Consider the following 17690-nt stretch of genomic DNA (forward strand, 5'->3'; position numbering starts at 1 on the left):
TGGCGTTGGAGACGGGGAGCCGGTTTGCCATTCGGGAAGGTGGGCGCACCGTCGGTGCCGGCGTCATCACCGAGATCCTGAAGTAAGCATTCGCAGATGGGGGTAGTCAGTAGACGGTAGTCAGTAGTCGGTAGTCAGTAGTCGGTAGGGTGTGGCCCCTCATGTTAATGTTACCGCCTACCTAATACCGTCTGCCGACTACCCCCTTAAGAAAGGATGACCTATGGCAAAGCAGCGAATCCGGATCAAACTGAAAGCCTACGATCATCGGGTGTTGGATGCCTCTGTCCGGCAGATCGTGGATGCTGCTGAACAGACTGGCGCCCAGGTCGTTGGTCCAGTCCCCCTGCCGACCCGGATCGAGAAGTTCACGGTCATGCGGTCCACGTTCATCGACAAGGACAGCCGGGAGCAGTTCGAGATCCGCACCCACAAGCGCCTGATCGACGTCCTCGATCCGGGCAGCAAGACGATTGAAAACCTGACCCGGCTGAATCTGCCGGCAGGCGTCGATATCGAAATTAAACTGTAGCGCTTCCACCTCCGGATGCGCGCCGGGCATTCCCGCGGCGTCCACGGAGGTGAGGGCCCTGCAGCGCACAACAATCAGGCGGCCGTCGGGCTCCAGGTCCGGCAGGCCCCATGGGATGATGTGGTTTACGCCATTTTCTCTGTAACCGTCAGTCCCAGGAGGATATGATGCGAGGAATTCTTGGCAAAAAAGTAGGGATGACCCAGCTCTTCGATGAGAGCGGTGTGGCCATCCCGGTAACCGTTATCGAGGCCGGCCCCTGCTATGTGACCCAGGTCAAGACGGCGGAGACCGATGGGTATAACGCCGTCCAGATCGGCTTCGAAGAAGTGGCAGAGCGCAAGCTCACCAAGGGCCAAAAGGGCCATCTCCAAAAGGCCGGCACTCCGCTTCTGCGCCGGCTGCGGGAGTTGCGCTATGCCGAGCCCCCGACCCTCTCCTTGGGGGATGTGATTAAGGCCGACGTTTTTGAAGAAGGCGAACGGGTAGACGTGATCGGCGTCTCCAAGGGCCGTGGTTTCGCCGGCGCGGTCAAGCGACACGGCTTTGCTGGCGGTCCCAAGACCCATGGCCAGTCGGACCGTCATCGCGCCACCGGTTCCCGCGGCGCGGGCACGACCCCCGGCCATACCTTCCCGGGCACCAAGGCGCCAGGTCACATGGGCAACGCACGGGTCACCGTTCAGAATTTGCAGGTGGCCCTGGTGGACCCAGAGCGCAATCTGATCGCCGTCAAAGGTGCTGTTCCCGGCCCGCGTGGCGGCCTCGTGCTGGTGCGTGAAGCTGTGAAGAAGGCAAACAAGAAGAAGAGGAGATAGTGACCATGTTGCTGCCTGTGAAAGATATGGCCGGGAACCAGATCGGGGAATTGGAGGTCAGCGACCTGGTTTTTGGGGCGCCCATCAACCGGCCCCTCATGCACCAGGCGTTGGTCCGTCAGCTCTCCAACGCACGACTGGGCACCCATAAGACCAAGACCCGAGGCGAGGTTTCTGGCGGTGGCCGGAAGCCCTGGCGCCAGAAGGGGACCGGTCGGGCCCGACAGGGTTCCATCCGTGCGCCCCATTGGGTCGGCGGCGGGACGGTCTTCGGCCCCCGACCGCGCAAATACATCAAGGACATGCCCAAGAAGATGCACCGGGCTGCCCTGCGCAGTGCCCTTTCGGTGAAGGCCAGCGCCGGCCAGATTGTGGTGCTGGACCAGCTGACCATGGAGCAGCCCAAGACCAAGGCCATGGTGGCCCTGTTGGAGGCCCTGGGGCTGAATGGGCAGCGGGTGCTACTGGTATTGCCCGAAAAGGACGAAGTGGTGCAGCTGAGCGCCCGCAACCTCCCCGAGGTGAAATCCCTGCTGAGCGGGTACCTGAACATCCGGGACCTGCTGGGCTATGATGTCCTGCTCATGACCCGGGAGGCTGTGGCCCACGTGGAAGAGTGGCTGGGTGCTGATGTGGCCGGACAGAGCACAGCCGCGGTAGCCGAGGCGGAGGAATAACCATGCACGTTTACGAAGTGATTCGGCGGCCCATCATTACGGAAAAGAGCATGATTGCAGCCGAAGACGAAAACAAATACGTCTTCGAAGTCGACATGCGGGCCAACAAACTTCAGGTGAAGGACGCCGTAGAGGTTGCCTTCGGGGTGACAGTGGAGGATGTGCGCATCGCCGTCATGCCGGCCAAGACCCGGCGGCGGGGGCGACGCGTCATGATTCGGAAGCCCAAGTGGAAAAAGGCCATTGTCACGCTGGCACCGGGCGAGTCCATCCAGCTGTTTGAAGGGGTTTAAGGAGTAGACGTCCATGGCTATCAAAATTTACCGACCCACATCGCCCGGGCGCCGGGGCATGAGCGTCTCGGCCTTTGATGACATCACCCGCAAAGAGCCGGAGCGATCCCTGCTGGCCCCCCTGCGCAAGAAGGGTGGGCGCAACAGCCGCGGGGTCGTGACCGTCCGCCACCGGGGTGGCGGCCATAAGCGGCGCTATCGCATCATCGACTTCCGGCGGGACAACTTCGGCATCCCCGGGCGGGTGGAATCCATTGAGTACGATCCCAACCGCAGCGCCCGCATCGCCCTGGTGGTCTTCCAGAATGGCGAGCGGCGTTACATCCTGGCGCCGGTGGGGTTGAACGTGGGCGACACGGTCATGTCCGGGCCTGATGCCGACATCCGGCCGGGGAATGCCCTGCCCATTCGTCTCATCCCGTTGGGTACCACCATCCACAACATCGAGCTCTATCCGGGCCGGGGTGGTCAGCTGGTGCGCAGTGCAGGCAACGCGGCCCAACTGGTGGCCAAAGAAGGGGCCATGGCCCAGGTTCGCCTGCCCAGCGGGGAGGTGCGCTACATCGACATGAACTGCCTGGCCACCATCGGCCAGGTTTCCAACCCGGATCACGCCAACATCACCCTCGGCAAGGCCGGGCGGAAGCGCTGGCTGGGCCGGCGGCCGGCCGTGCGCGGCGTGGCTATGGATCCGGCTTCCCATCCCCATGGCGGTGGCGAAGGCCGCTCGCCCATCGGGATGCCTGGGCCGAAGACACCCTGGGGCAAGCCTGCCCTGGGCAAGAAAACCCGGCGCAACAAGCGCACCAGTAAGTACATTGTGCGTCGTCGCGGTGGTGGAAAGAAGTAGGGGAAAGCCATATGTCTCGTTCACTGAAAAAGGGGCCATACGTTGCCCCCAAGCTGCTCAAGAAAATCGAAGAGATGAATCGGAAGGGAGAGCGCAAGGTGATCAAAACCTGGTCCCGCGCCTCCACCATCTTCCCACAATTTGTCGGCCACACCATCGCCGTTCATGACGGACGCCGCCATGTTCCTGTCTACATCACCGAAAACATGGTCGGCCACAAGCTGGGCGAATTTGCGCCGACGCGGTTCTTCCGGGGCCACATCAAATCTGAAAAGAGCACCCGGGCTCGCCGGTAGGACCGATCCTGTCAGAAAGCGTAAAGGCGGACAGCGTGGAGAGCCGAACTATGCAAGTGCAAGCAGTGACCAAATATACGGGGATCAGCGCACAGAAGGCCAGGCTGGTCGTTGACGAAGTGCGGGGGAAACGCGCCCAAGACGCGTTGGTACAGCTTCAGTTCATGCCCCAGGCAGCGGCGAAAGTGGTGGCCAAAACCATCAAGAGCGCCCTGGCCAACGCCACGGAAAACTACGGCCTGGAGGCGGAGGACATGTACATCGCCAAGATCGTGGCCGATGAAGCTCCCCGCCGCCGTTGGCGGCGCTTTGGCGCCCGGGGGCGCTTCAAGCCCTGGATTCGCCGATCCTCCCACATTACCGTCGTGTTGGAAGAACGTGTCGCGGGCGAAAGCTAAGGAGGGGAGCATTGGGTCGCAAGGTACATCCCAGGGGATTCCGTCTGGGAATCATTAAAGAGCACCGCAGCCGCTGGTTTGCCACCGGCAGGACCTATACCGAACAGCTGGACGAGGATCGAATGATCCGGGAGGTGGTTCACGCGGACCTGCCCAGGGCCGGCATCAGCAGCATCGAAATCGAGCGCCAGCCGAACCAGGTCCATGTGATCATCGACACGGCCCGGCCGGGCGTCATCATCGGCCGCAAGGGCGCCAGCGTTAACCAGCTGCGGTCCAAGTTGCAAGATCTGACCCACAAGAAGGTCAAGATCGATGTGCGGGAGATCGCCAAGCCGGAACTGGACGCCCGCCTGGTGGCCGAAAGCATCGCCGAGCAGTTGGAGCGGCGCATCAGCTGGAAGCGGGCCATGAAACAGGCCGTTCAGAAGACCATGCGTGCCGGTGGCAAGGGCATCATGATCACCGTCGCCGGCCGCCTGGGCGGCAGCGAAATGGGCCGGGTAGATACCGTGCGGGAAGGCCAGGTGCCCCGGCACACCCTGCGGGCCGACATCGACTACGGCACGGCCGAAGCCAACACCACTTTCGGGGTGATCGGCGTCAAAGTCTGGATCTACCACGGCGAAGTGTTGCCGGGTGAGGAATATCACGCACGCTACAGCGCCGAAGCGGCCTCCTGACGGCCGGCGCCAGCGGATGGAGGATTGAACCATGTTGATGCCAAAACGGGTCAAGTATCGAAAGCAGCAGCGCGGGCGCCTCAAGGGGAAGGCCTACCGGGGCAACCAGATCGCCTTCGGGACCTACGGCCTGCAGGCGGTGGAGCCCCACTACGTGACCAGCCGCCAGATCGAAGCGGCACGTCGGGCCATCGTGCGCTACATCCGCCGGGGCGGCAAGCTCTGGATCCGCATCTTCCCGGATAAGCCCTTCACCAAGCGGGCCGCCGAGACCCGCATGGGCTCCGGTAAGGGGAATGTGGAATACTGGATGGCGGCGGTGAAGCCCGGGCGCATCCTGTTCGAAATGGCAGGGGTGCGGGAGGAACAGGCCCGGGAGGCGTTGCGTCTGGCCTCCCACAAGCTGCCCATGCGGACACAGTTTGTGGCCCGCGAGGACCATACCGGCAGTTGAACCTGGTTCGGGCCCGGCCATCGCCAGGCGGTGGATCGGCGCAACGACAGGGTTCACGTGAGGAGGGTAACCGATGAAAGCAAGCGAATTGCGAGCCATGACCGACGCGGAATTGGCCAACCAGTTGGACGACCTGTACCAGGAGTTGTTCAACCTGCGTTTTCAGAAGAGCACCGGCAAACTCACCAACACAGCCCGCCTGGGGCAGGTGCGGCGGGACATCGCCCGCATCAAGACCATCCTGCGGGAACGTGAGTTGGCAGGGATGAGCGAGTGAGGAGATTGAGCCATGCGGGAACGACGAAGGACGCTGGTTGGGGTGGTCACCAGCGATAAGATGGACAAAACCGTGGTCGTCACGGTCCAACGGATCACTCGCCACCCCTTGTACGGCAAGGTGATCAAAGTCAACAAAAAATATAAGGCTCACGACGAGAACAACGAAGCCCGAGAGGGCGATCTGGTGCGCATTTGCGAATGCCGGCCGATCAGTAAGGAAAAAAAGTTCTTCGTCCAGGAGATCCTGGAGCGGGCCGACGTCGTCTAACACGAGGAACAGAGACCATGATTCAGCAAGAAAGCCGGCTCCGAGTAGCCGATAACACGGGTGCCAAAGAGCTTTTGACCATCCGCGTGAAGGGCGGCAGCCAGCGTCGGTACGCTGCCATCGGGGACGAGATTGTGGCCACGGTGAAGTCGGCCTCCCCCACCGGGAGCGTGAAAAAGGGGGACATCGTGCGCGCCGTGATCGTGCGCACCCGGCGCCCCCTGCGGCGGGCGGATGGCAGCTACATCCGCTTCGACGAGAACGCGGCCGTCATCGTGGACGACAATAAGAACCCCCGGGGCACGCGCATCTTCGGCCCGGTCGCGCGGGAGTTGCGGGAAAAGGGCTACATGCGCATCGTCTCCCTGGCGCCCGAAGTTCTGTGACGGCGGCTGGGAGCATCCCTTTCCCGGGCCCCGGTCAGATGGTAGATGAGCATCGGAATCCAGGCAGGCGAGTGTGTCTCGCTTTGACTCCCTTGCGACAAGAGGAGCGTGTTGAAAGATGAAGGTCAAGATTAAAAAGGGCGATACGGTGGAGATCATCGCCGGCAACGATAAAGGCTACCGGGGTCAGGTCCAGCAGGTGATCCGCAAGAAGCGGAAGGACGGCAGCTACGACCCCAACCGGGTCTACGTCATTGTCAGCGGTGCCAACATGGTGATCAAGCACCAGCGGGCCACCCCCAATGTGCGAACCCAGACCGGTCGCATCGAGCGGGAGGCGCCCATCCACATCAGCAACGTGATGCTGGTGGGGACCGACGGCCGTCCCACCCGGGCTGGCTACCAGGTGGCCTCCAACGGGGAGAAGATTCGCATCGACCGCCGGACCGGCGAACCGCTGCCTTCCCCTGGGGAGAGTGCCTGACAGGCGGTGTGCCCCGGGCTATCTGGGGACACCTGGCGTGGGCGGCTTCCCAGGGGGAAGGCGCCGGCGATTCACCTTTGAAAAGAGATCAATGGCCTGACCTGGCGCCGTACTGGGCGGCGCTTGCGGGCAAGGAGTGAAGAAAAATGAGCGAAAACGGCAAGAGCCCCAGGCCGGTACCTCGACTGAAGACCCGCTACTGGGAGGAAGTGGTGCCGGCCATGATGAAGGAGTTCGGCTATCGTAACGTGATGCAGGTTCCCCGCATCACCAAGATCGCAGTCAACATCGGCCTGGGCGAGGCCCTGCAGAACAGCAAGGCCCTGGAGGCGGCGTCCAACGACCTGGCCGTCATGACCGGCCAGCGACCGGTCATCACCAAGGCCCGGCGCTCCATCGCCACCTTCAAGCTGCGCGAGGGGATGCCCATCGGCGCCAAGGTGACCCTGCGGGGGGATCGCATGTGGGACTTCCTGGACCGGTTGATCAACATCGTCCTGCCCCGCCAGCGGGATTTTCAGGGCGTCTCCCCCGACTCTTTTGACGGCCGGGGCAACTACAGCATCGGCCTGCGGGAGCAGCTGGTCTTCCCGGAGATCGACTACGATCAGATCGACAAGGTGCGTGGCCTGGAGGTGACCATTGTCACCACTGCCGAGACCGATGAAGAGGCCCGCCGCCTGCTGGCCTTGATGGACATGCCCTTCAAGCGTTCCTAAGCGCCAGACCGGCCGGTTGCGGCCCATTTGGTCGCAACTCGTCTATGGCGTGGTGCTTGTGACTTGAGACCGTTGGCGTGAGACCCTGGTGCCGGTGCGCGAATCCTGGCGCCAACCAGAACAGTCGGAGAGGATTACCGTGGCGAAGAAGTCCATGATTGCTCGTGAGAAGAAGCGCAAGTACGCCGTCCGGGTGCGCAACCGCTGCAAGATGTGTGGCCGGCCCCGGGGCTACATGCGCCGCTTTGGCCTGTGCCGGATCTGCTTCCGACATGAGGCCCTCAAGGGCAACCTGCCGGGCGTCGTCAAGTCCAGCTGGTAAGGTTTGCCCTGTAGGACGATCGGCCCACTGCTTTTGATACTGCTTTTGATGTGGTGGTTTTGATGTGATGGTTTTGATGTGATGGTTTTGATGTGGTGGCCGATCCACGTTTCAGGTTGCTAACTACAATTTTCTGCAGGATACCTGCCGTTTGTGCGACTGCAATTTGGGGCTTGTATAGTTCCAACCTGTGGTTGCGGCTTTTCCCAGGCTCCTGGCCGTCGGGAAAAGACAAATTGCAGGAGATTGCAAGAGTAGCCGAAGGAGATAGAAATGGTTACCGATCCTATTGCGGATATGCTGACTCGCATCCGCAACGCCTGCATGGTGCAACACCGGCAGGTGGCTATGCCTGCCTCCAAGCTCAAGATCGGCATCGCCCGTATCTTGAAGGAGGAAGGCTTTATCGAAGACTACACCGTGACCGGGGACAGCCCCCAGCCCAATCTGGTGCTGACCTTGAAGTACACGGGGCGCGGCGCGCCGGTGATCAACGGCCTGGAACGGGTCAGCAAGCCCGGTCGCCGGGTCTACACCGGTTATCGGGAGATCCCCTGGGTCCGGAGTGGCCTGGGCATCAACATCATCTCTACGCCCAAGGGGTTGCTGACGGGGCGCCAGGCCCGGCGCGAGAAGGTCGGCGGCGAGATTCTCTGTAACATCTGGTGAAAAAGGATCCCTTTCCAGGGACGGCCTCTATGCCCGGCCTGGAAACGTGATTCGTGTCAGGAGGGTATCATGTCACGCATAGGACGCAAGCCGATTCCGGTACCGGCCAACGTCACCGTCAAAGTGGAAAAGGGAAACCGGGTGACGGTGACTGGGCCCAAGGGGACGCTCGAGGCGCAGCTCAGCCCCGCCATGGAGATCGTCCAGGAAGACGGCCAGATCATTGTGAAGCGCCCCAGCGATTCCCGCCACCACCGGGCCCAACATGGCCTGACCCGTTCTTTGCTGAACAACATGGTGGTGGGCGTGACCCAGGGCTTCTCCAAGAAACTGGAGATCCACGGCGTCGGCTATCGAGCTGAAAAGCAGGGCGACAACCTGGTCTTGCAGGTGGGTAAAAGCCATCCGGTGATCTTCCGCCCGCCGACCAAGGACATCACCTTCGAAGTGGACCGGGATGGCCGCTCGCTGGTCGTCTCGGGGATTGACAAGTGCGCGGTGGGTGAGCTGGCTGCCGTGATCCGCAAGACCCGCCCCCCGGAGCCCTACAAGGGCAAGGGGATCCGCTACGAAGGCGAGTATGTGCGGATGAAGGCGGGCAAGGCCGGCAAGGCGAGCCGCTAAAAAGCATCCTCATCTCCTGGCGGGCGCCATCCAGCGCCCTCGGGAGCGGTGAGTGAACGGCAACAGGAGCAGAAAGAAAGATGGCCAAGGAAAATCGTGCACAGGCGCGCAAACGTCGCCACCGCCGTGTTCGGCGCAAGGTCTTTGGGACCCCTGAGCGCCCGCGGCTGAACGTCTATCGCAGCCTGTATCAAATCTACGCCCAGATCATCGACGACACCACCGGGACGACCCTGGTTTCCGCCTCCACCCTGGACCGGGCGCTGCGCAGCGAGCTGGCTTCCCTGGATCCCCAATCCAGGGCCCGTGCTGTGGGGCGGGCCCTGGCGGAGCGAGCCCGGGCCAAGGGAATTGAAAAGGTCGTCTTCGACCGAGGCGGCTATCCCTACCACGGCCGTGTCAAGGCCCTGGCCGAGGGGAGCCGGGAAGGTGGACTCGTTTTCTGAGTTTGTTGGGAGAAAAACATGGCACGTGGAGATCGACGGGATAATCGACGGGAAAGACGGAAGGACCGGGAACGGGAGGAGCGCGAAGAGCTAGACGAGCGCGTCGTCCATATCGCCCGCACGGCCAAGGTGGTCAAAGGAGGGCGACGCTTTGCCTTCCGGGCCGTGGTTGTGGTCGGGGATCAGAAGGGCCGCGTCGGCGTGGGCGTTGGGAAAGCCCGAGAAGTGCCCGATGCCATTCGCAAGGCCTCGGAGCGGGCCCGCAAGAGCATGGCCCAGATTCCGCTGCTGGGGACCACCATTCCCCATGCCATTGAGGCCAACTTCGGCGCTGGCAAAGTCCTGCTGAAGCCGGCCAGCCCCGGCACCGGCGTGATCGCCGGCGGCGGTGTCCGCGCGGTGGTGGAAGCCTGCGGCATCAAGGATCTGCTGAGCAAGTCCCTGGGGAGTGACAACATCCTCAACGTGGTGCAGGCCACCTTCGCCGCCCTGAAGCAGCTCCAGGACTTCCGCGTCGAGGCGGAGCGGCGGGGTGTCGATCCTCGCCACCTGGCGCCCTTCTGGTACAAGGAGGAGATGCATGGCTGAGTCCAAAACCCTGCAGATCACCCTGGTGAAGAGCCCCATCGGCTACAGCAAGCGCCAGAAGGCGACGGTGGAAGCGTTGGGGCTGCGCAAATTGCATCAGACGGTGGAGAAGGAAGACACCCCTGTCATCCGGGGGATGATCAACAAGGTCTCCCACCTGGTGGTGGTCGAAGAGGCCTGAGACCGGACCGGGACGCCCTCCGGCGGGCGAGGCCCGAAATGGCGTGTAGAGAGCCCGCCAAGCCCGAGGACGTCGCCGAATTTATAAAGGATAGAAGACCATGAAACTACATGACCTGCGTCCTGCAGAAGGTGCCAAGAAAAAGCGCAAGCGAGTAGGTCGTGGTACTGGTTCCGGTCGTGGGAAAACCAGTACGCGCGGCACCAAGGGCCAAAACGCCCGCAGCGGCGGTGGGGTCCGCCCGACTTTTGAGGGTGGCCAGCTTCCCCTGGTGAAACGCCTGCCCAAGCTGCGGGGTTTCAACAACCGCTTCAAGGTGCACTATGCGGCCATCAACGTGGATGTGCTGGACCGGCTGTTTGAGGCCAACGACCAGGTTTCGCCCGACAGCCTGGCCGATCGGGGGCTGATCGATCGGGGCGATCCCATCGTCATCTTGGGGCGAGGGGAGATCGGCAAGCCGGTACATGTGAAGGCCCACCGGGTCAGTGAAAGCGCCCGCCAAAAGATCGAGGCCGCGGGCGGCTCCATCGAGCTGTTGCCCGTCTTCGTCAACAAAAATCTGCCCCGTTCCTGAGACGGATGCGTTACGTCGGTCTGTCCGATTGTTGCCGTATTGCCTGTCACCCCGGTGGGTGGCCCGCCGTCCCGGCCCCAGGCCGGAGCGACCTGAGCCGCCCATCGGGAAGTGATGGGCCGTGCTGGATTATCAAGGGGGAAGATCTTTATGCTTGAGGCTGTACGTAATGCATTCCGTTTGCCGGATCTGCGCCACAAGCTCCTGGTCACCATCGGCATTCTGATCCTCTACCGGTTTGCCGCCAACATTCCGTTGCCTGGCGTAGACCGGGATGCCCTGGCCCAGTTGTTCCGGGGCGACGATCAGAATATGCTCCTCAGCCTCCTGAACTTTTTCAGCGGTGGCGGCCTGGCCCAGATGGGCGTCATGGCGTTGGGGGTCTATCCCTACATCACCGCGTCCATCATCATGCAGCTGCTGACGCCCATTGTGCCCGCATTGGAAGAGCTCAGCAAGGAGGGGGAGCAGGGGCGCATGCGGATCAACCAGTACACCTACTGGATGACCGTGCCCCTGGCTGTCTTGCAGGCCATTGCCCAGGGGACGCTGCTCAGCCGCCCGGTGGGTGGCGGCCTGGTGATCCTGCCCAACTGGGGCTTCACCGGGGACGCACTCCTGCCCTCGCTGACCATCATCTTCGGCATGACCGCCGGCACCATGTTTGGCGTCTGGCTGGGGCAGCTGATCACGGAGCAGGGCATCGGGAACGGCGTCTCCCTGATCATCTTTGCCGGGATCCTCTCATCGGTGCCGTTCCAGATCCGCCAGCTTTCCCAGCAGCCGGTGCTCCTGGTCATCTTCGTCATCATCACCGTCCTGACCGTGGCCCTGATCGTCTGGGTGCAGGAAGGACAACGGCGCATCCCGGTTCAATACGGGAAACGGGTCCGTACCATGCGGGGGAATCGCATGATGATGGTGGGCGGACAGAGCACCCACGTGCCCCTGCGGGTGAACACTGCAGGCATGATCCCCCTGATCTTCGCCCAGAGCCTGCTCATCCTCCCCAGCACGGTGGCCAGCTACTTTGTGGCGCGGCCGGACTGGCTGGGCAGCGTGGCCCTCTGGGTGAGTAACGCCATGAGCCCCACCAACTTCCTGTACTGGCTGCTCTACTTCCTGTTTACCGTGGCGTTCACCTATTTCTACACCGACGTCATGTTCCGGCAGCAGAATCTGCCGGAGACCCTCCAGAAGCAGGGCGGCTTCATCCCTGGCATCCGGCCCGGGCCCCGTACAGAGGCCTACCTCAACGGCGTCCTTTCCCGGATCACCCTGGTGGGGGCCCTCTTTCTGGGCTTCATCGCCATCCTGCCCTACCTGGTGGGTGTGGCCGCGGACAGCATCTTTGGCGGCGCCGGCGTATTGACCGGCTACCAGTCGCTCATCATCAGCAGCGCAGGCCTGCTGATCGTGGTCGGTGTGGTGCTGGACACCATGAAGCAGATCGAAGCTCAGTTGCTCATGCGTAACTACGAGGGCTTCATCCGCTGAGCCGTCCATCTGGCCGGCCAGAGACGGATGGTTCGCACGACTCAATCGCTCCTGGGCCTTCGGGCCCGGGAGCACTCCCGGCACCGGTGTGGGCTAGTAAATCCCGACAGAAATTCGCCGATGGTTTCTACCAGAGGGAGCGCGCCCAGAGGGCGCCCGGAATTTCTGCCGTGGTATTTACGCCAGGCTATACTAGAGCTCGGCGCCGGTGTAGGGACCAGCAGGACTTTGAGGAAGGATCATGAACGATCAACGGCGCATGTATCTGGTGTTGCTCGGTGTGCCGGGCGCCGGTAAAGGCACACAGGCGAGGTTGTTGTCGGAGAAACTGCAGATTCCTCAGATTTCCACGGGGGATCTGTTTCGCTATAACCTGAGCCACGAGACGGAACTGGGGCTGTTGGCCAAACAGTACATGGATCGGGGCGATCTGGTACCGGATGAAGTGACCATCCAGATGGTGGCAGAGCGGATCCGCCAGGAGGATTGTGCCCGGGGCGCCATTTTCGATGGTTTTCCCCGCAACCTGAACCAGGCGACGGCCCTGGATCAGATGACCGCTCCCCATGGCGGCATCTCCCTGGCCCCCCTGATCCACCTGGAGGATGAGGAGGCCATGCGCCGCATCACAGGGCGCCGGGTCTGCCGACAGTGTGGCGCGGTCTATCACGTGGAATTCAATCCGCCGGCCCGGGAAGGCATCTGCGACATCGACGGCGGTGAACTCTACCAGCGGGACGACGACAAGCCCGAGACGGTACGGAACCGGCTGTATGTCTACTACAAGCAGACGGCGCCCCTTATCGGTTACTACTTTGCCAAGTCCCTGCTGGTGGAGATCGATGGCTCTCGGCCCATTGAAGAGGTCAACCGGGAGCTCCTGTCCGTGTTGCCCCAGGATGTGTTGGAGTCGTGAATTCCGGCCGAACTTGGCCGATGGTTTCCATCCTGGAGAATGCTCCGGGAGGCGAGTCCGGCTTTCCTGTATGACCTCCCCGGTGGGGACATGCAGGCCGGGACGCGCGGAGGATGGTACGGGTGACCCATGTTTAGACGGGGTAGTCGAAAGTTTTTACGACGGAAGTTGAATCAACCGGTGCAACAGCGGAAAATGCCCATCCTGAAGAGCCCGCGAGAGATCCAGATCATGCGGGAAGCCGGGCGGATTGTGGCCCGGGTCCACGCCGCCATGCGGGAAGCGGTGCGTCCTGGCATCAGCACCTGGGAGCTGGACCAGATCGCGGTGGAGGTCATGCAAAAATATAACGCGACCTCGGCCTTTCTGGGCTATCGGGGATACCCGGCCCACATCTGTACCAGCATCAACGAGGAGCTGGTCCATGGCATCCCCAGCAAGGAGCGAGTGCTGCGGGCCGGGGATATCATCAGCATCGATGTGGGCGTCCGCTACCGGGGCTTCATCGGAGACAGCGCCTGGACCTACGCCGTAGGGGAGGTCAGCCAGGAGGCCCAGCAGTTGATGGCGGTGACCGAAGCCTGTCTCTACGCCGGGATCGAGCAGGCCCGGGTCGGCAATCGCATCGTAGACATCAGCCGCAGCATCCAGTGGTACGTGGAGGAACATGGCTTCCACGTGGTGCGGGAATACACCGGCCACGGCGTCGGACGGCAGATGCACGAGCCGCCCCAGGTCCTCAACTACGTCTCGAACGACGTGGATGGCAACTATGTCATCCAGCCTGGCCTGGTGATCGCCATCGAACCTATGGTCCAGCAAGGAACCTGGCAAACCCGCACCCTGAGCGACAACTGGACGGTGGTCAGCGCGGACGGTAGCCTGGCCGCCCACTACGAGCATACGGTTGCTATTACCCACAATGGGCCAGAAATTTTGACTCTGCCCTGACCTTATGTTAGACTGACTAAGTTGTGCCGAAAAGATTTCGGGAAGGGGATTCCTATCATGAAAGTCCGACCCTCCGTCAAGAAAATATGCGAGAATTGCAAAATCGTGCGGCGGCGTGGCGTTATTTACGTGATCTGTAGCAACCCGAAGCATAAGCAGCGACAAGGGTAAGAGCTAAGAGCAGGGGTAAGAGAAGGAGAGAGCGTCATGGCACGTATTGCCGGTGTGGATATCCCCCGGGATAAGCGGGTCGAGGTCGCCCTGACTTACATTTATGGGATTGGCCGGACCACCAGCAAAGAGATCTTGAAAGCAACCCAGATCGACCCCAATATTCGGGTAAAAGATCTGGATGAAAATCAGTTGGCCCGCCTGCGGGAATACATCGATCGCAACTACCAGGTGGAAGGTGACCTCCGGCGTGAGGTCAACATGAACATCAAGCGCCTGATGGAGATCGGCTGTTACCGGGGGCTGCGCCATCGCCGGAACCTGCCCGTCCGGGGTCAGCGCACCCGGACCAACGCCCGCACCCGGCGGGGTGCCCGCAAGACGGTGGCCGGCAAGAAGCGTGCCCGCAAGTAGTGTGCCCGGCCTGGGCTTGCCCCACAGCCCAGGCTTACATTGCACTTTGCGTAGCGGTCCTATCGTGATGCGCGCTTGCGCCGTGTGAATATCAGCAAAGGTTCAACGAGGAGTAACCATGGCCCGACCACAGCGAAGACGGGATCGGCGTTCCAGCCGACGGGAACGGAAAAATGTGCCCCATGGGCAGGTGCACATCCATGCGTCTTTCAATAATACGATCATAACCATTACGGACCTGGAGGGGAATACCCTCTGCTGGGCCAGCAGCGGCAGCAGCGGCTTCAAAGGGAGCCGCAAGTCTACGCCCTTCGCGGCTCAGCTGGCTGCCCAGAACGCAGCCAACACGGCCAAAAATGATTTTAATCTGCGTGAAGTCGATGTCTTTGTCAAGGGGCCGGGGCCTGGCCGGGAGAGCTCCATTCGCTCGCTGCAGGCGGCCGGGTTGACCGTGCTCTCCATCACCGACGTCACGCCGATTCCGCATAACGGTTGCCGCCCGCCCAAGAAGCGACGGGTCTAAGACGGGACGTTGGCGACCGTCCAACTGCCCCTGCCGACGGCTGCAGGAACCCATTCTGGGCTCAGGCTGCAGGCACGCCGGGGAGGGGCGGTGTGCGCGGTAGGGGATCGTTCCTATCTGTGACGGAGCAATCACTTCCGGAGGAAAGATGGCGAATTATACGGATGCAGTATGTAAATTGTGTCGGCGCGAGGGCCAGAAGCTCTTCTTAAAAGGCGAGCGCTGTCTGAGCCCCAAGTGCGCGATTGAGCGCCGACCCTACCCGCCGGGTGAGCATGGCAAGAAGGCCACCTTCCGGCGGAAAGTTTCAGATTACGGCATGCAGCTGCGGGAAAAGCAGAAGGCCCGACGCATCTATGGCGTCATGGAAAAGCAGTTCCGACGCTATTTCCGCGAGGCGTCTCGCCGCAAAGGGCTGACCGGCGCGACCTTGCTGACCATTCTGGAAAGTCGTTTGGATAATGTGGTCTACCGGCTCGGCTTTGCCGATAGCCGTTCCCAGGCGCGGCAGTTGGTGCGTCACGGCCATTTCGAAGTCAATGGCCGCAAGACCGACATCCCTTCCTACCTGGTTTCTGTTGGCGACGTCATCTCCGTGCGTGCCAATAGCCAGAACAACGCCTACTTTAAAGAACGGGCCCAGATTATCCAGAACGGCGCCAAAGTCCCTGCGTGGTTGAGCCTGAACCCGATGACGTTGAGCGGTTCCGTCGTCGGCGAGCCCAGCCGAGAGGATATCGAGATTCCTCTCAACGAGCAGCTCATTGTCGAATATTACAGCCGCTAGTCAGAACCCCGGCAGTACGTGGTCGGCTGCTCCCAGGGGGTGGGCCGTCGAACGGCTGCCGTGGTCTTTGCGCCGGGCTGTACAAAGCTCTGGCCTTGTCCCCGCCTTGTCCGGGTTGGGCCGCGGCCTGGGCAAAGGGGTGTACCTTCAGGCCAGTCGCCAGATCCAGTCGCCCAACCAGGCGGGTGGAATCGTTCGATTTGGGGCCGGCTTTGCGTGTGCTGAACAGTAGGGAGGGTTGCCGTTGCTAAACATGGTTTTACCAAAAATCGAAGTTGAGGCGAGTTCGCGGAACTACGGTCACTTCGTGATCAGTCCGCTGGAGAGCGGCTACGGGATTACATTAGGCAACGCCTTGCGACGTGTGTTGTTGTCCAGCCTGCCCGGCGCGGCGGTGACGTCGATCCGGGTCAGTGGGATTCACCACGAATTCTCGGCCATCCCGCATGTGCGGGAGGACATGACTCGTCTGATCTTAAACATCAAACAGATTCGTCTGCGCTGCCACAGCGAAGAGCCCGTGCGGATCCACGTGGAAGTGACCCACGAAGGTCCGGTTACCGCAGGCGATCTGGTCTGCCCACCAGAGGTGGAGGTCGTCAATCCAGACCTCTATCTGCTGACGGCGGATTCCAATGACGTAGACCTGGATATCGAAATGGTGGTGAGCGTGGGCCGGGGCTACAGCCCCGCCGAGGAACGGGGCCGCCTCCCCCTGGGCGAGATCCCCGTGGACGCGCTCTTCAGCCCGGTTAAGAAGGCGGCCTATCGGGTGGAGCGGACCCGCATCGGGCAGCAGACCGACTACGACCGCCTGAACATGGAGATCTGGACCGATGGCACCATCTCGCCTGAGGACGCCCTGCGCCAGGCCGCCGATATCCTGGTCCAGCACCTCACCTTGTTGGCAGGGGCCGAAAAGGTAGAGGTGGAACAGCCCGTTGAGGAAGAAGAAGGCATTCCGGTCGGCATCTACGAGACGCCCATCGAAGAGCTGGAACTGACCGTGCGGGCCTACAACTGCCTCAAACGGGCCGGGATCACCAAGGTCGGCGAGATCCTCAAGCGCATGGAAAAAGGCGAAGAGGAGATGCTGGCCATCCGCAACTTTGGCAAGAAGTCCTTGGACGAGCTGGTGGAACGCCTGCGAGAGAAGAACTATCTCAACGTGCCCGGTGTGGACCTGAGCGCCTTCTTCGGCGACGGCTACCGCAACGAGGCCGCGGGCGAATCGGACGGATCGGATGACGAGGCGGATGATGCCTCGGACGACGAAGTGGCCACGGATGAGGTGAATGAGGCGAGCGGGGCCTGAGTCCTCCGCTCTGGATTCCTGGCGCAACCCGACAGAAATGGCCCGGCCCTGATGCGGGGCCCGGTGTACCTTGCCGATTTCTGTCGGGCTTCTGCGCCGGTGCCATACGAACACCGTCAGGCCTGTGATTCATATAGGCTGAGGATGAGAGAAAAATGCGACATCGAGTAGCAGGACGAATTCTCGGCCGCGATAGCGGCCACCGCAAAGCGCTCTTTCGCAACCTGATTCGAGAGCTCTACATTCATGAGCGGATCGTGACCACAGAGGCCAAAGCCCGGGCCATCCGCGCCGATGCGGAAAAGCTGATCACCAAGGCCAAGCGGGGCCTGGCCGAGGGCGGCAACCGGGTCCACGCCCAACGTCAGGTGGTGGCCTATCTCAACGACAAGGGGGTGGCCACCAAGCTCTTCAACGAGCTGGCCCCCCGCTATCAGAACCGCAACGGCGGCTATACCCGCATCATCAAACTGGGCAAGCGCCAGGGCGACGCTGCGGATATGGCCATCATCGAGCTGGTGGAAGCGGCGGAATAGGGCTGCATCCCCAGGGCGGCAAGGGTAGCACAGGTA

31 protein-coding genes are annotated in these 17690 nt (G+C 61.9%); all 31 read left to right on the forward strand.

Annotation, left to right across the window (positions count from 1 at the left end; genetic code table 11):
- Positions 1-86 (forward strand): EF-Tu C-terminal domain-related protein (locus tag FKZ61_RS07280; RefSeq protein WP_141609621.1); only part of this gene is annotated, 86 nt, incomplete at its 5' end.
- Between the two features lie 137 nt (positions 87-223).
- Positions 224-532 (forward strand): 30S ribosomal protein S10, encoded by a 309-nt coding sequence (rpsJ, locus tag FKZ61_RS07285; protein WP_141609425.1) that lies wholly within the window; start codon positions 224-226, stop codon positions 530-532.
- Between the two features lie 164 nt (positions 533-696).
- Positions 697-1350, forward strand: a complete 654-nt coding sequence (gene rplC, locus FKZ61_RS07290; protein ID WP_141609426.1) for a 50S ribosomal protein L3 — start codon at positions 697-699, stop codon at positions 1348-1350.
- 5 nt (positions 1351-1355) lie between these two features.
- Entirely contained in the window at positions 1356-2027 is a 672-nt protein-coding gene (gene rplD, locus FKZ61_RS07295; RefSeq protein WP_141609427.1) for a 50S ribosomal protein L4, read from the forward strand.
- Positions 2028-2029: 2 nt separating this feature from the next.
- Positions 2030-2320 (forward strand): 50S ribosomal protein L23, encoded by a 291-nt coding sequence (rplW, locus tag FKZ61_RS07300; RefSeq protein ID WP_141609428.1) that lies wholly within the window; start codon positions 2030-2032, stop codon positions 2318-2320.
- Positions 2321-2333: 13 nt separating this feature from the next.
- Positions 2334-3170: a 50S ribosomal protein L2 gene (rplB, locus tag FKZ61_RS07305; protein ID WP_141609429.1), complete on the forward strand. Its 837-nt coding sequence runs from the start codon at positions 2334-2336 to the stop codon at positions 3168-3170.
- An 11-nt stretch (positions 3171-3181) separates the two neighbouring features.
- The gene (gene rpsS / locus FKZ61_RS07310) at positions 3182-3466 is read left to right on the forward strand and encodes a 30S ribosomal protein S19 (RefSeq protein WP_141609430.1); all 285 of its coding nucleotides are present in this window, start codon (positions 3182-3184) and stop codon (positions 3464-3466) included.
- Between the two features lie 50 nt (positions 3467-3516).
- The gene (gene rplV, locus FKZ61_RS07315; RefSeq protein ID WP_141609431.1) at positions 3517-3864 is read left to right on the forward strand and encodes a 50S ribosomal protein L22; all 348 of its coding nucleotides are present in this window, start codon (positions 3517-3519) and stop codon (positions 3862-3864) included.
- A gap of 11 nt (positions 3865-3875) precedes the next feature.
- Positions 3876-4547 carry a 30S ribosomal protein S3 gene (gene rpsC, locus FKZ61_RS07320; protein ID WP_141609432.1) on the forward strand — a complete coding sequence of 224 codons (672 nt, stop codon included), beginning with the start codon at positions 3876-3878 and terminating at the stop codon, positions 4545-4547.
- Between the two features lie 31 nt (positions 4548-4578).
- A complete protein-coding gene (gene rplP / locus FKZ61_RS07325) occupies positions 4579-5001 on the forward strand; it encodes a 50S ribosomal protein L16 (RefSeq protein WP_141609433.1) in 423 nt (140 codons plus the stop codon).
- Between the two features lie 73 nt (positions 5002-5074).
- Entirely contained in the window at positions 5075-5278 is a 204-nt protein-coding gene (gene rpmC / locus FKZ61_RS07330; RefSeq protein ID WP_141609434.1) for a 50S ribosomal protein L29, read from the forward strand.
- Positions 5279-5290: 12 nt separating this feature from the next.
- Positions 5291-5548, forward strand: a complete 258-nt coding sequence (gene rpsQ / locus FKZ61_RS07335; protein ID WP_141609435.1) for a 30S ribosomal protein S17 — start codon at positions 5291-5293, stop codon at positions 5546-5548.
- Between the two features lie 17 nt (positions 5549-5565).
- On the forward strand, positions 5566-5934 hold the full coding sequence (gene rplN / locus FKZ61_RS07340; protein ID WP_141609436.1) for a 50S ribosomal protein L14: 369 nt from the start codon (positions 5566-5568) through the stop codon (positions 5932-5934).
- Between the two features lie 118 nt (positions 5935-6052).
- Positions 6053-6418 carry a 50S ribosomal protein L24 gene (gene rplX / locus FKZ61_RS07345; RefSeq protein WP_141609437.1) on the forward strand — a complete coding sequence of 122 codons (366 nt, stop codon included), beginning with the start codon at positions 6053-6055 and terminating at the stop codon, positions 6416-6418.
- Between the two features lie 146 nt (positions 6419-6564).
- The gene (gene rplE / locus FKZ61_RS07350) at positions 6565-7137 is read left to right on the forward strand and encodes a 50S ribosomal protein L5 (RefSeq protein ID WP_141609438.1); all 573 of its coding nucleotides are present in this window, start codon (positions 6565-6567) and stop codon (positions 7135-7137) included.
- 139 nt (positions 7138-7276) lie between these two features.
- Positions 7277-7459 carry a type Z 30S ribosomal protein S14 gene (locus FKZ61_RS07355; RefSeq protein WP_141609439.1) on the forward strand — a complete coding sequence of 61 codons (183 nt, stop codon included), beginning with the start codon at positions 7277-7279 and terminating at the stop codon, positions 7457-7459.
- A 273-nt stretch (positions 7460-7732) separates the two neighbouring features.
- A complete protein-coding gene (gene rpsH, locus FKZ61_RS07360) occupies positions 7733-8128 on the forward strand; it encodes a 30S ribosomal protein S8 (RefSeq protein WP_141609440.1) in 396 nt (131 codons plus the stop codon).
- A 69-nt stretch (positions 8129-8197) separates the two neighbouring features.
- Complete coding sequence (gene rplF, locus FKZ61_RS07365) at positions 8198-8752, forward strand: 50S ribosomal protein L6 (protein ID WP_141609441.1); 555 nt, start codon at positions 8198-8200, stop codon at positions 8750-8752.
- An 80-nt stretch (positions 8753-8832) separates the two neighbouring features.
- Positions 8833-9198, forward strand: coding sequence for a 50S ribosomal protein L18 (gene rplR, locus FKZ61_RS07370; RefSeq protein WP_141609442.1), 366 nt, complete (start codon positions 8833-8835; stop codon positions 9196-9198).
- Positions 9199-9216: 18 nt separating this feature from the next.
- Complete coding sequence (gene rpsE, locus FKZ61_RS07375) at positions 9217-9786, forward strand: 30S ribosomal protein S5 (RefSeq protein WP_141609443.1); 570 nt, start codon at positions 9217-9219, stop codon at positions 9784-9786.
- Complete coding sequence (gene rpmD, locus FKZ61_RS07380; RefSeq protein ID WP_141609444.1) at positions 9779-9967, forward strand: 50S ribosomal protein L30; 189 nt, start codon at positions 9779-9781, stop codon at positions 9965-9967. The genes rpsE and rpmD overlap by 8 nt, the downstream gene beginning before the upstream one ends.
- A gap of 100 nt (positions 9968-10067) precedes the next feature.
- Positions 10068-10544: a 50S ribosomal protein L15 gene (gene rplO, locus FKZ61_RS07385; RefSeq protein ID WP_141609445.1), complete on the forward strand. Its 477-nt coding sequence runs from the start codon at positions 10068-10070 to the stop codon at positions 10542-10544.
- A 150-nt stretch (positions 10545-10694) separates the two neighbouring features.
- On the forward strand, positions 10695-12041 hold the full coding sequence (gene secY, locus FKZ61_RS07390; protein ID WP_141609446.1) for a preprotein translocase subunit SecY: 1347 nt from the start codon (positions 10695-10697) through the stop codon (positions 12039-12041).
- Between the two features lie 259 nt (positions 12042-12300).
- Entirely contained in the window at positions 12301-12957 is a 657-nt protein-coding gene (locus FKZ61_RS07395; protein WP_141609622.1) for an adenylate kinase, read from the forward strand.
- 195 nt (positions 12958-13152) lie between these two features.
- Positions 13153-13908: a type I methionyl aminopeptidase gene (map, locus tag FKZ61_RS07400; RefSeq protein WP_141609623.1), complete on the forward strand. Its 756-nt coding sequence runs from the start codon at positions 13153-13155 to the stop codon at positions 13906-13908.
- A gap of 57 nt (positions 13909-13965) precedes the next feature.
- Positions 13966-14079 carry a 50S ribosomal protein L36 gene (gene rpmJ / locus FKZ61_RS07405; RefSeq protein ID WP_141609447.1) on the forward strand — a complete coding sequence of 38 codons (114 nt, stop codon included), beginning with the start codon at positions 13966-13968 and terminating at the stop codon, positions 14077-14079.
- Positions 14080-14115: 36 nt separating this feature from the next.
- Entirely contained in the window at positions 14116-14493 is a 378-nt protein-coding gene (gene rpsM, locus FKZ61_RS07410; RefSeq protein ID WP_141609448.1) for a 30S ribosomal protein S13, read from the forward strand.
- A 118-nt stretch (positions 14494-14611) separates the two neighbouring features.
- A complete protein-coding gene (gene rpsK, locus FKZ61_RS07415) occupies positions 14612-15016 on the forward strand; it encodes a 30S ribosomal protein S11 (RefSeq protein ID WP_141609449.1) in 405 nt (134 codons plus the stop codon).
- Positions 15017-15164: 148 nt separating this feature from the next.
- A complete protein-coding gene (gene rpsD, locus FKZ61_RS07420) occupies positions 15165-15803 on the forward strand; it encodes a 30S ribosomal protein S4 (RefSeq protein WP_141609450.1) in 639 nt (212 codons plus the stop codon).
- A 253-nt stretch (positions 15804-16056) separates the two neighbouring features.
- Positions 16057-17118, forward strand: coding sequence for a DNA-directed RNA polymerase subunit alpha (locus FKZ61_RS07425; RefSeq protein ID WP_141609451.1), 1062 nt, complete (start codon positions 16057-16059; stop codon positions 17116-17118).
- 155 nt (positions 17119-17273) lie between these two features.
- Entirely contained in the window at positions 17274-17654 is a 381-nt protein-coding gene (gene rplQ, locus FKZ61_RS07430) for a 50S ribosomal protein L17 (protein ID WP_141609452.1), read from the forward strand.
- Positions 17655-17690: the final 36 nt, after the last annotated feature.

The sequence above is a fragment of the Litorilinea aerophila genome (assembly GCF_006569185.2).
Taxonomy (GTDB): Bacteria; Chloroflexota; Anaerolineae; order Caldilineales; family Caldilineaceae; genus Litorilinea; species Litorilinea aerophila.

Excerpts from the sequence above, each read along its gene's own strand:
- rpsJ (WP_141609425.1), top strand. The coding sequence starts at position 224 with ATGGCAAAGCAGCGAATCCGGATCAAACTGAAAGCCTACGATCATCGG.
- rplC (WP_141609426.1), top strand. The coding sequence starts at position 697 with ATGATGCGAGGAATTCTTGGCAAAAAAGTAGGGATGACCCAGCTCTTC.
- rplD (WP_141609427.1), top strand. The coding sequence starts at position 1,356 with ATGTTGCTGCCTGTGAAAGATATGGCCGGGAACCAGATCGGGGAATTG.
- rplW (WP_141609428.1), top strand. The coding sequence starts at position 2,030 with ATGCACGTTTACGAAGTGATTCGGCGGCCCATCATTACGGAAAAGAGC.
- rplB (WP_141609429.1), top strand. The coding sequence starts at position 2,334 with ATGGCTATCAAAATTTACCGACCCACATCGCCCGGGCGCCGGGGCATG.
- rpsS (WP_141609430.1), top strand. The coding sequence starts at position 3,182 with ATGTCTCGTTCACTGAAAAAGGGGCCATACGTTGCCCCCAAGCTGCTC.
- rplV (WP_141609431.1), top strand. The coding sequence starts at position 3,517 with ATGCAAGTGCAAGCAGTGACCAAATATACGGGGATCAGCGCACAGAAG.
- rplP (WP_141609433.1), top strand. The coding sequence starts at position 4,579 with ATGTTGATGCCAAAACGGGTCAAGTATCGAAAGCAGCAGCGCGGGCGC.
- rpmC (WP_141609434.1), top strand. The coding sequence starts at position 5,075 with ATGAAAGCAAGCGAATTGCGAGCCATGACCGACGCGGAATTGGCCAAC.
- rpsQ (WP_141609435.1), top strand. The coding sequence starts at position 5,291 with ATGCGGGAACGACGAAGGACGCTGGTTGGGGTGGTCACCAGCGATAAG.
- rplN (WP_141609436.1), top strand. The coding sequence starts at position 5,566 with ATGATTCAGCAAGAAAGCCGGCTCCGAGTAGCCGATAACACGGGTGCC.
- rplX (WP_141609437.1), top strand. The coding sequence starts at position 6,053 with ATGAAGGTCAAGATTAAAAAGGGCGATACGGTGGAGATCATCGCCGGC.
- rplE (WP_141609438.1), top strand. The coding sequence starts at position 6,565 with ATGAGCGAAAACGGCAAGAGCCCCAGGCCGGTACCTCGACTGAAGACC.
- rpsH (WP_141609440.1), top strand. The coding sequence starts at position 7,733 with ATGGTTACCGATCCTATTGCGGATATGCTGACTCGCATCCGCAACGCC.
- rplF (WP_141609441.1), top strand. The coding sequence starts at position 8,198 with ATGTCACGCATAGGACGCAAGCCGATTCCGGTACCGGCCAACGTCACC.
- rplR (WP_141609442.1), top strand. The coding sequence starts at position 8,833 with ATGGCCAAGGAAAATCGTGCACAGGCGCGCAAACGTCGCCACCGCCGT.
- rpsE (WP_141609443.1), top strand. The coding sequence starts at position 9,217 with ATGGCACGTGGAGATCGACGGGATAATCGACGGGAAAGACGGAAGGAC.
- rpmD (WP_141609444.1), top strand. The coding sequence starts at position 9,779 with ATGGCTGAGTCCAAAACCCTGCAGATCACCCTGGTGAAGAGCCCCATC.
- rplO (WP_141609445.1), top strand. The coding sequence starts at position 10,068 with ATGAAACTACATGACCTGCGTCCTGCAGAAGGTGCCAAGAAAAAGCGC.
- secY (WP_141609446.1), top strand. The coding sequence starts at position 10,695 with ATGCTTGAGGCTGTACGTAATGCATTCCGTTTGCCGGATCTGCGCCAC.
- FKZ61_RS07395 (WP_141609622.1), top strand. The coding sequence starts at position 12,301 with ATGTATCTGGTGTTGCTCGGTGTGCCGGGCGCCGGTAAAGGCACACAG.
- map (WP_141609623.1), top strand. The coding sequence starts at position 13,153 with ATGCCCATCCTGAAGAGCCCGCGAGAGATCCAGATCATGCGGGAAGCC.
- rpmJ (WP_141609447.1), top strand. The coding sequence starts at position 13,966 with ATGAAAGTCCGACCCTCCGTCAAGAAAATATGCGAGAATTGCAAAATC.
- rpsM (WP_141609448.1), top strand. The coding sequence starts at position 14,116 with ATGGCACGTATTGCCGGTGTGGATATCCCCCGGGATAAGCGGGTCGAG.
- rpsK (WP_141609449.1), top strand. The coding sequence starts at position 14,612 with ATGGCCCGACCACAGCGAAGACGGGATCGGCGTTCCAGCCGACGGGAA.
- rpsD (WP_141609450.1), top strand. The coding sequence starts at position 15,165 with ATGGCGAATTATACGGATGCAGTATGTAAATTGTGTCGGCGCGAGGGC.
- FKZ61_RS07425 (WP_141609451.1), top strand. The coding sequence starts at position 16,057 with ATGGTTTTACCAAAAATCGAAGTTGAGGCGAGTTCGCGGAACTACGGT.
- rplQ (WP_141609452.1), top strand. The coding sequence starts at position 17,274 with ATGCGACATCGAGTAGCAGGACGAATTCTCGGCCGCGATAGCGGCCAC.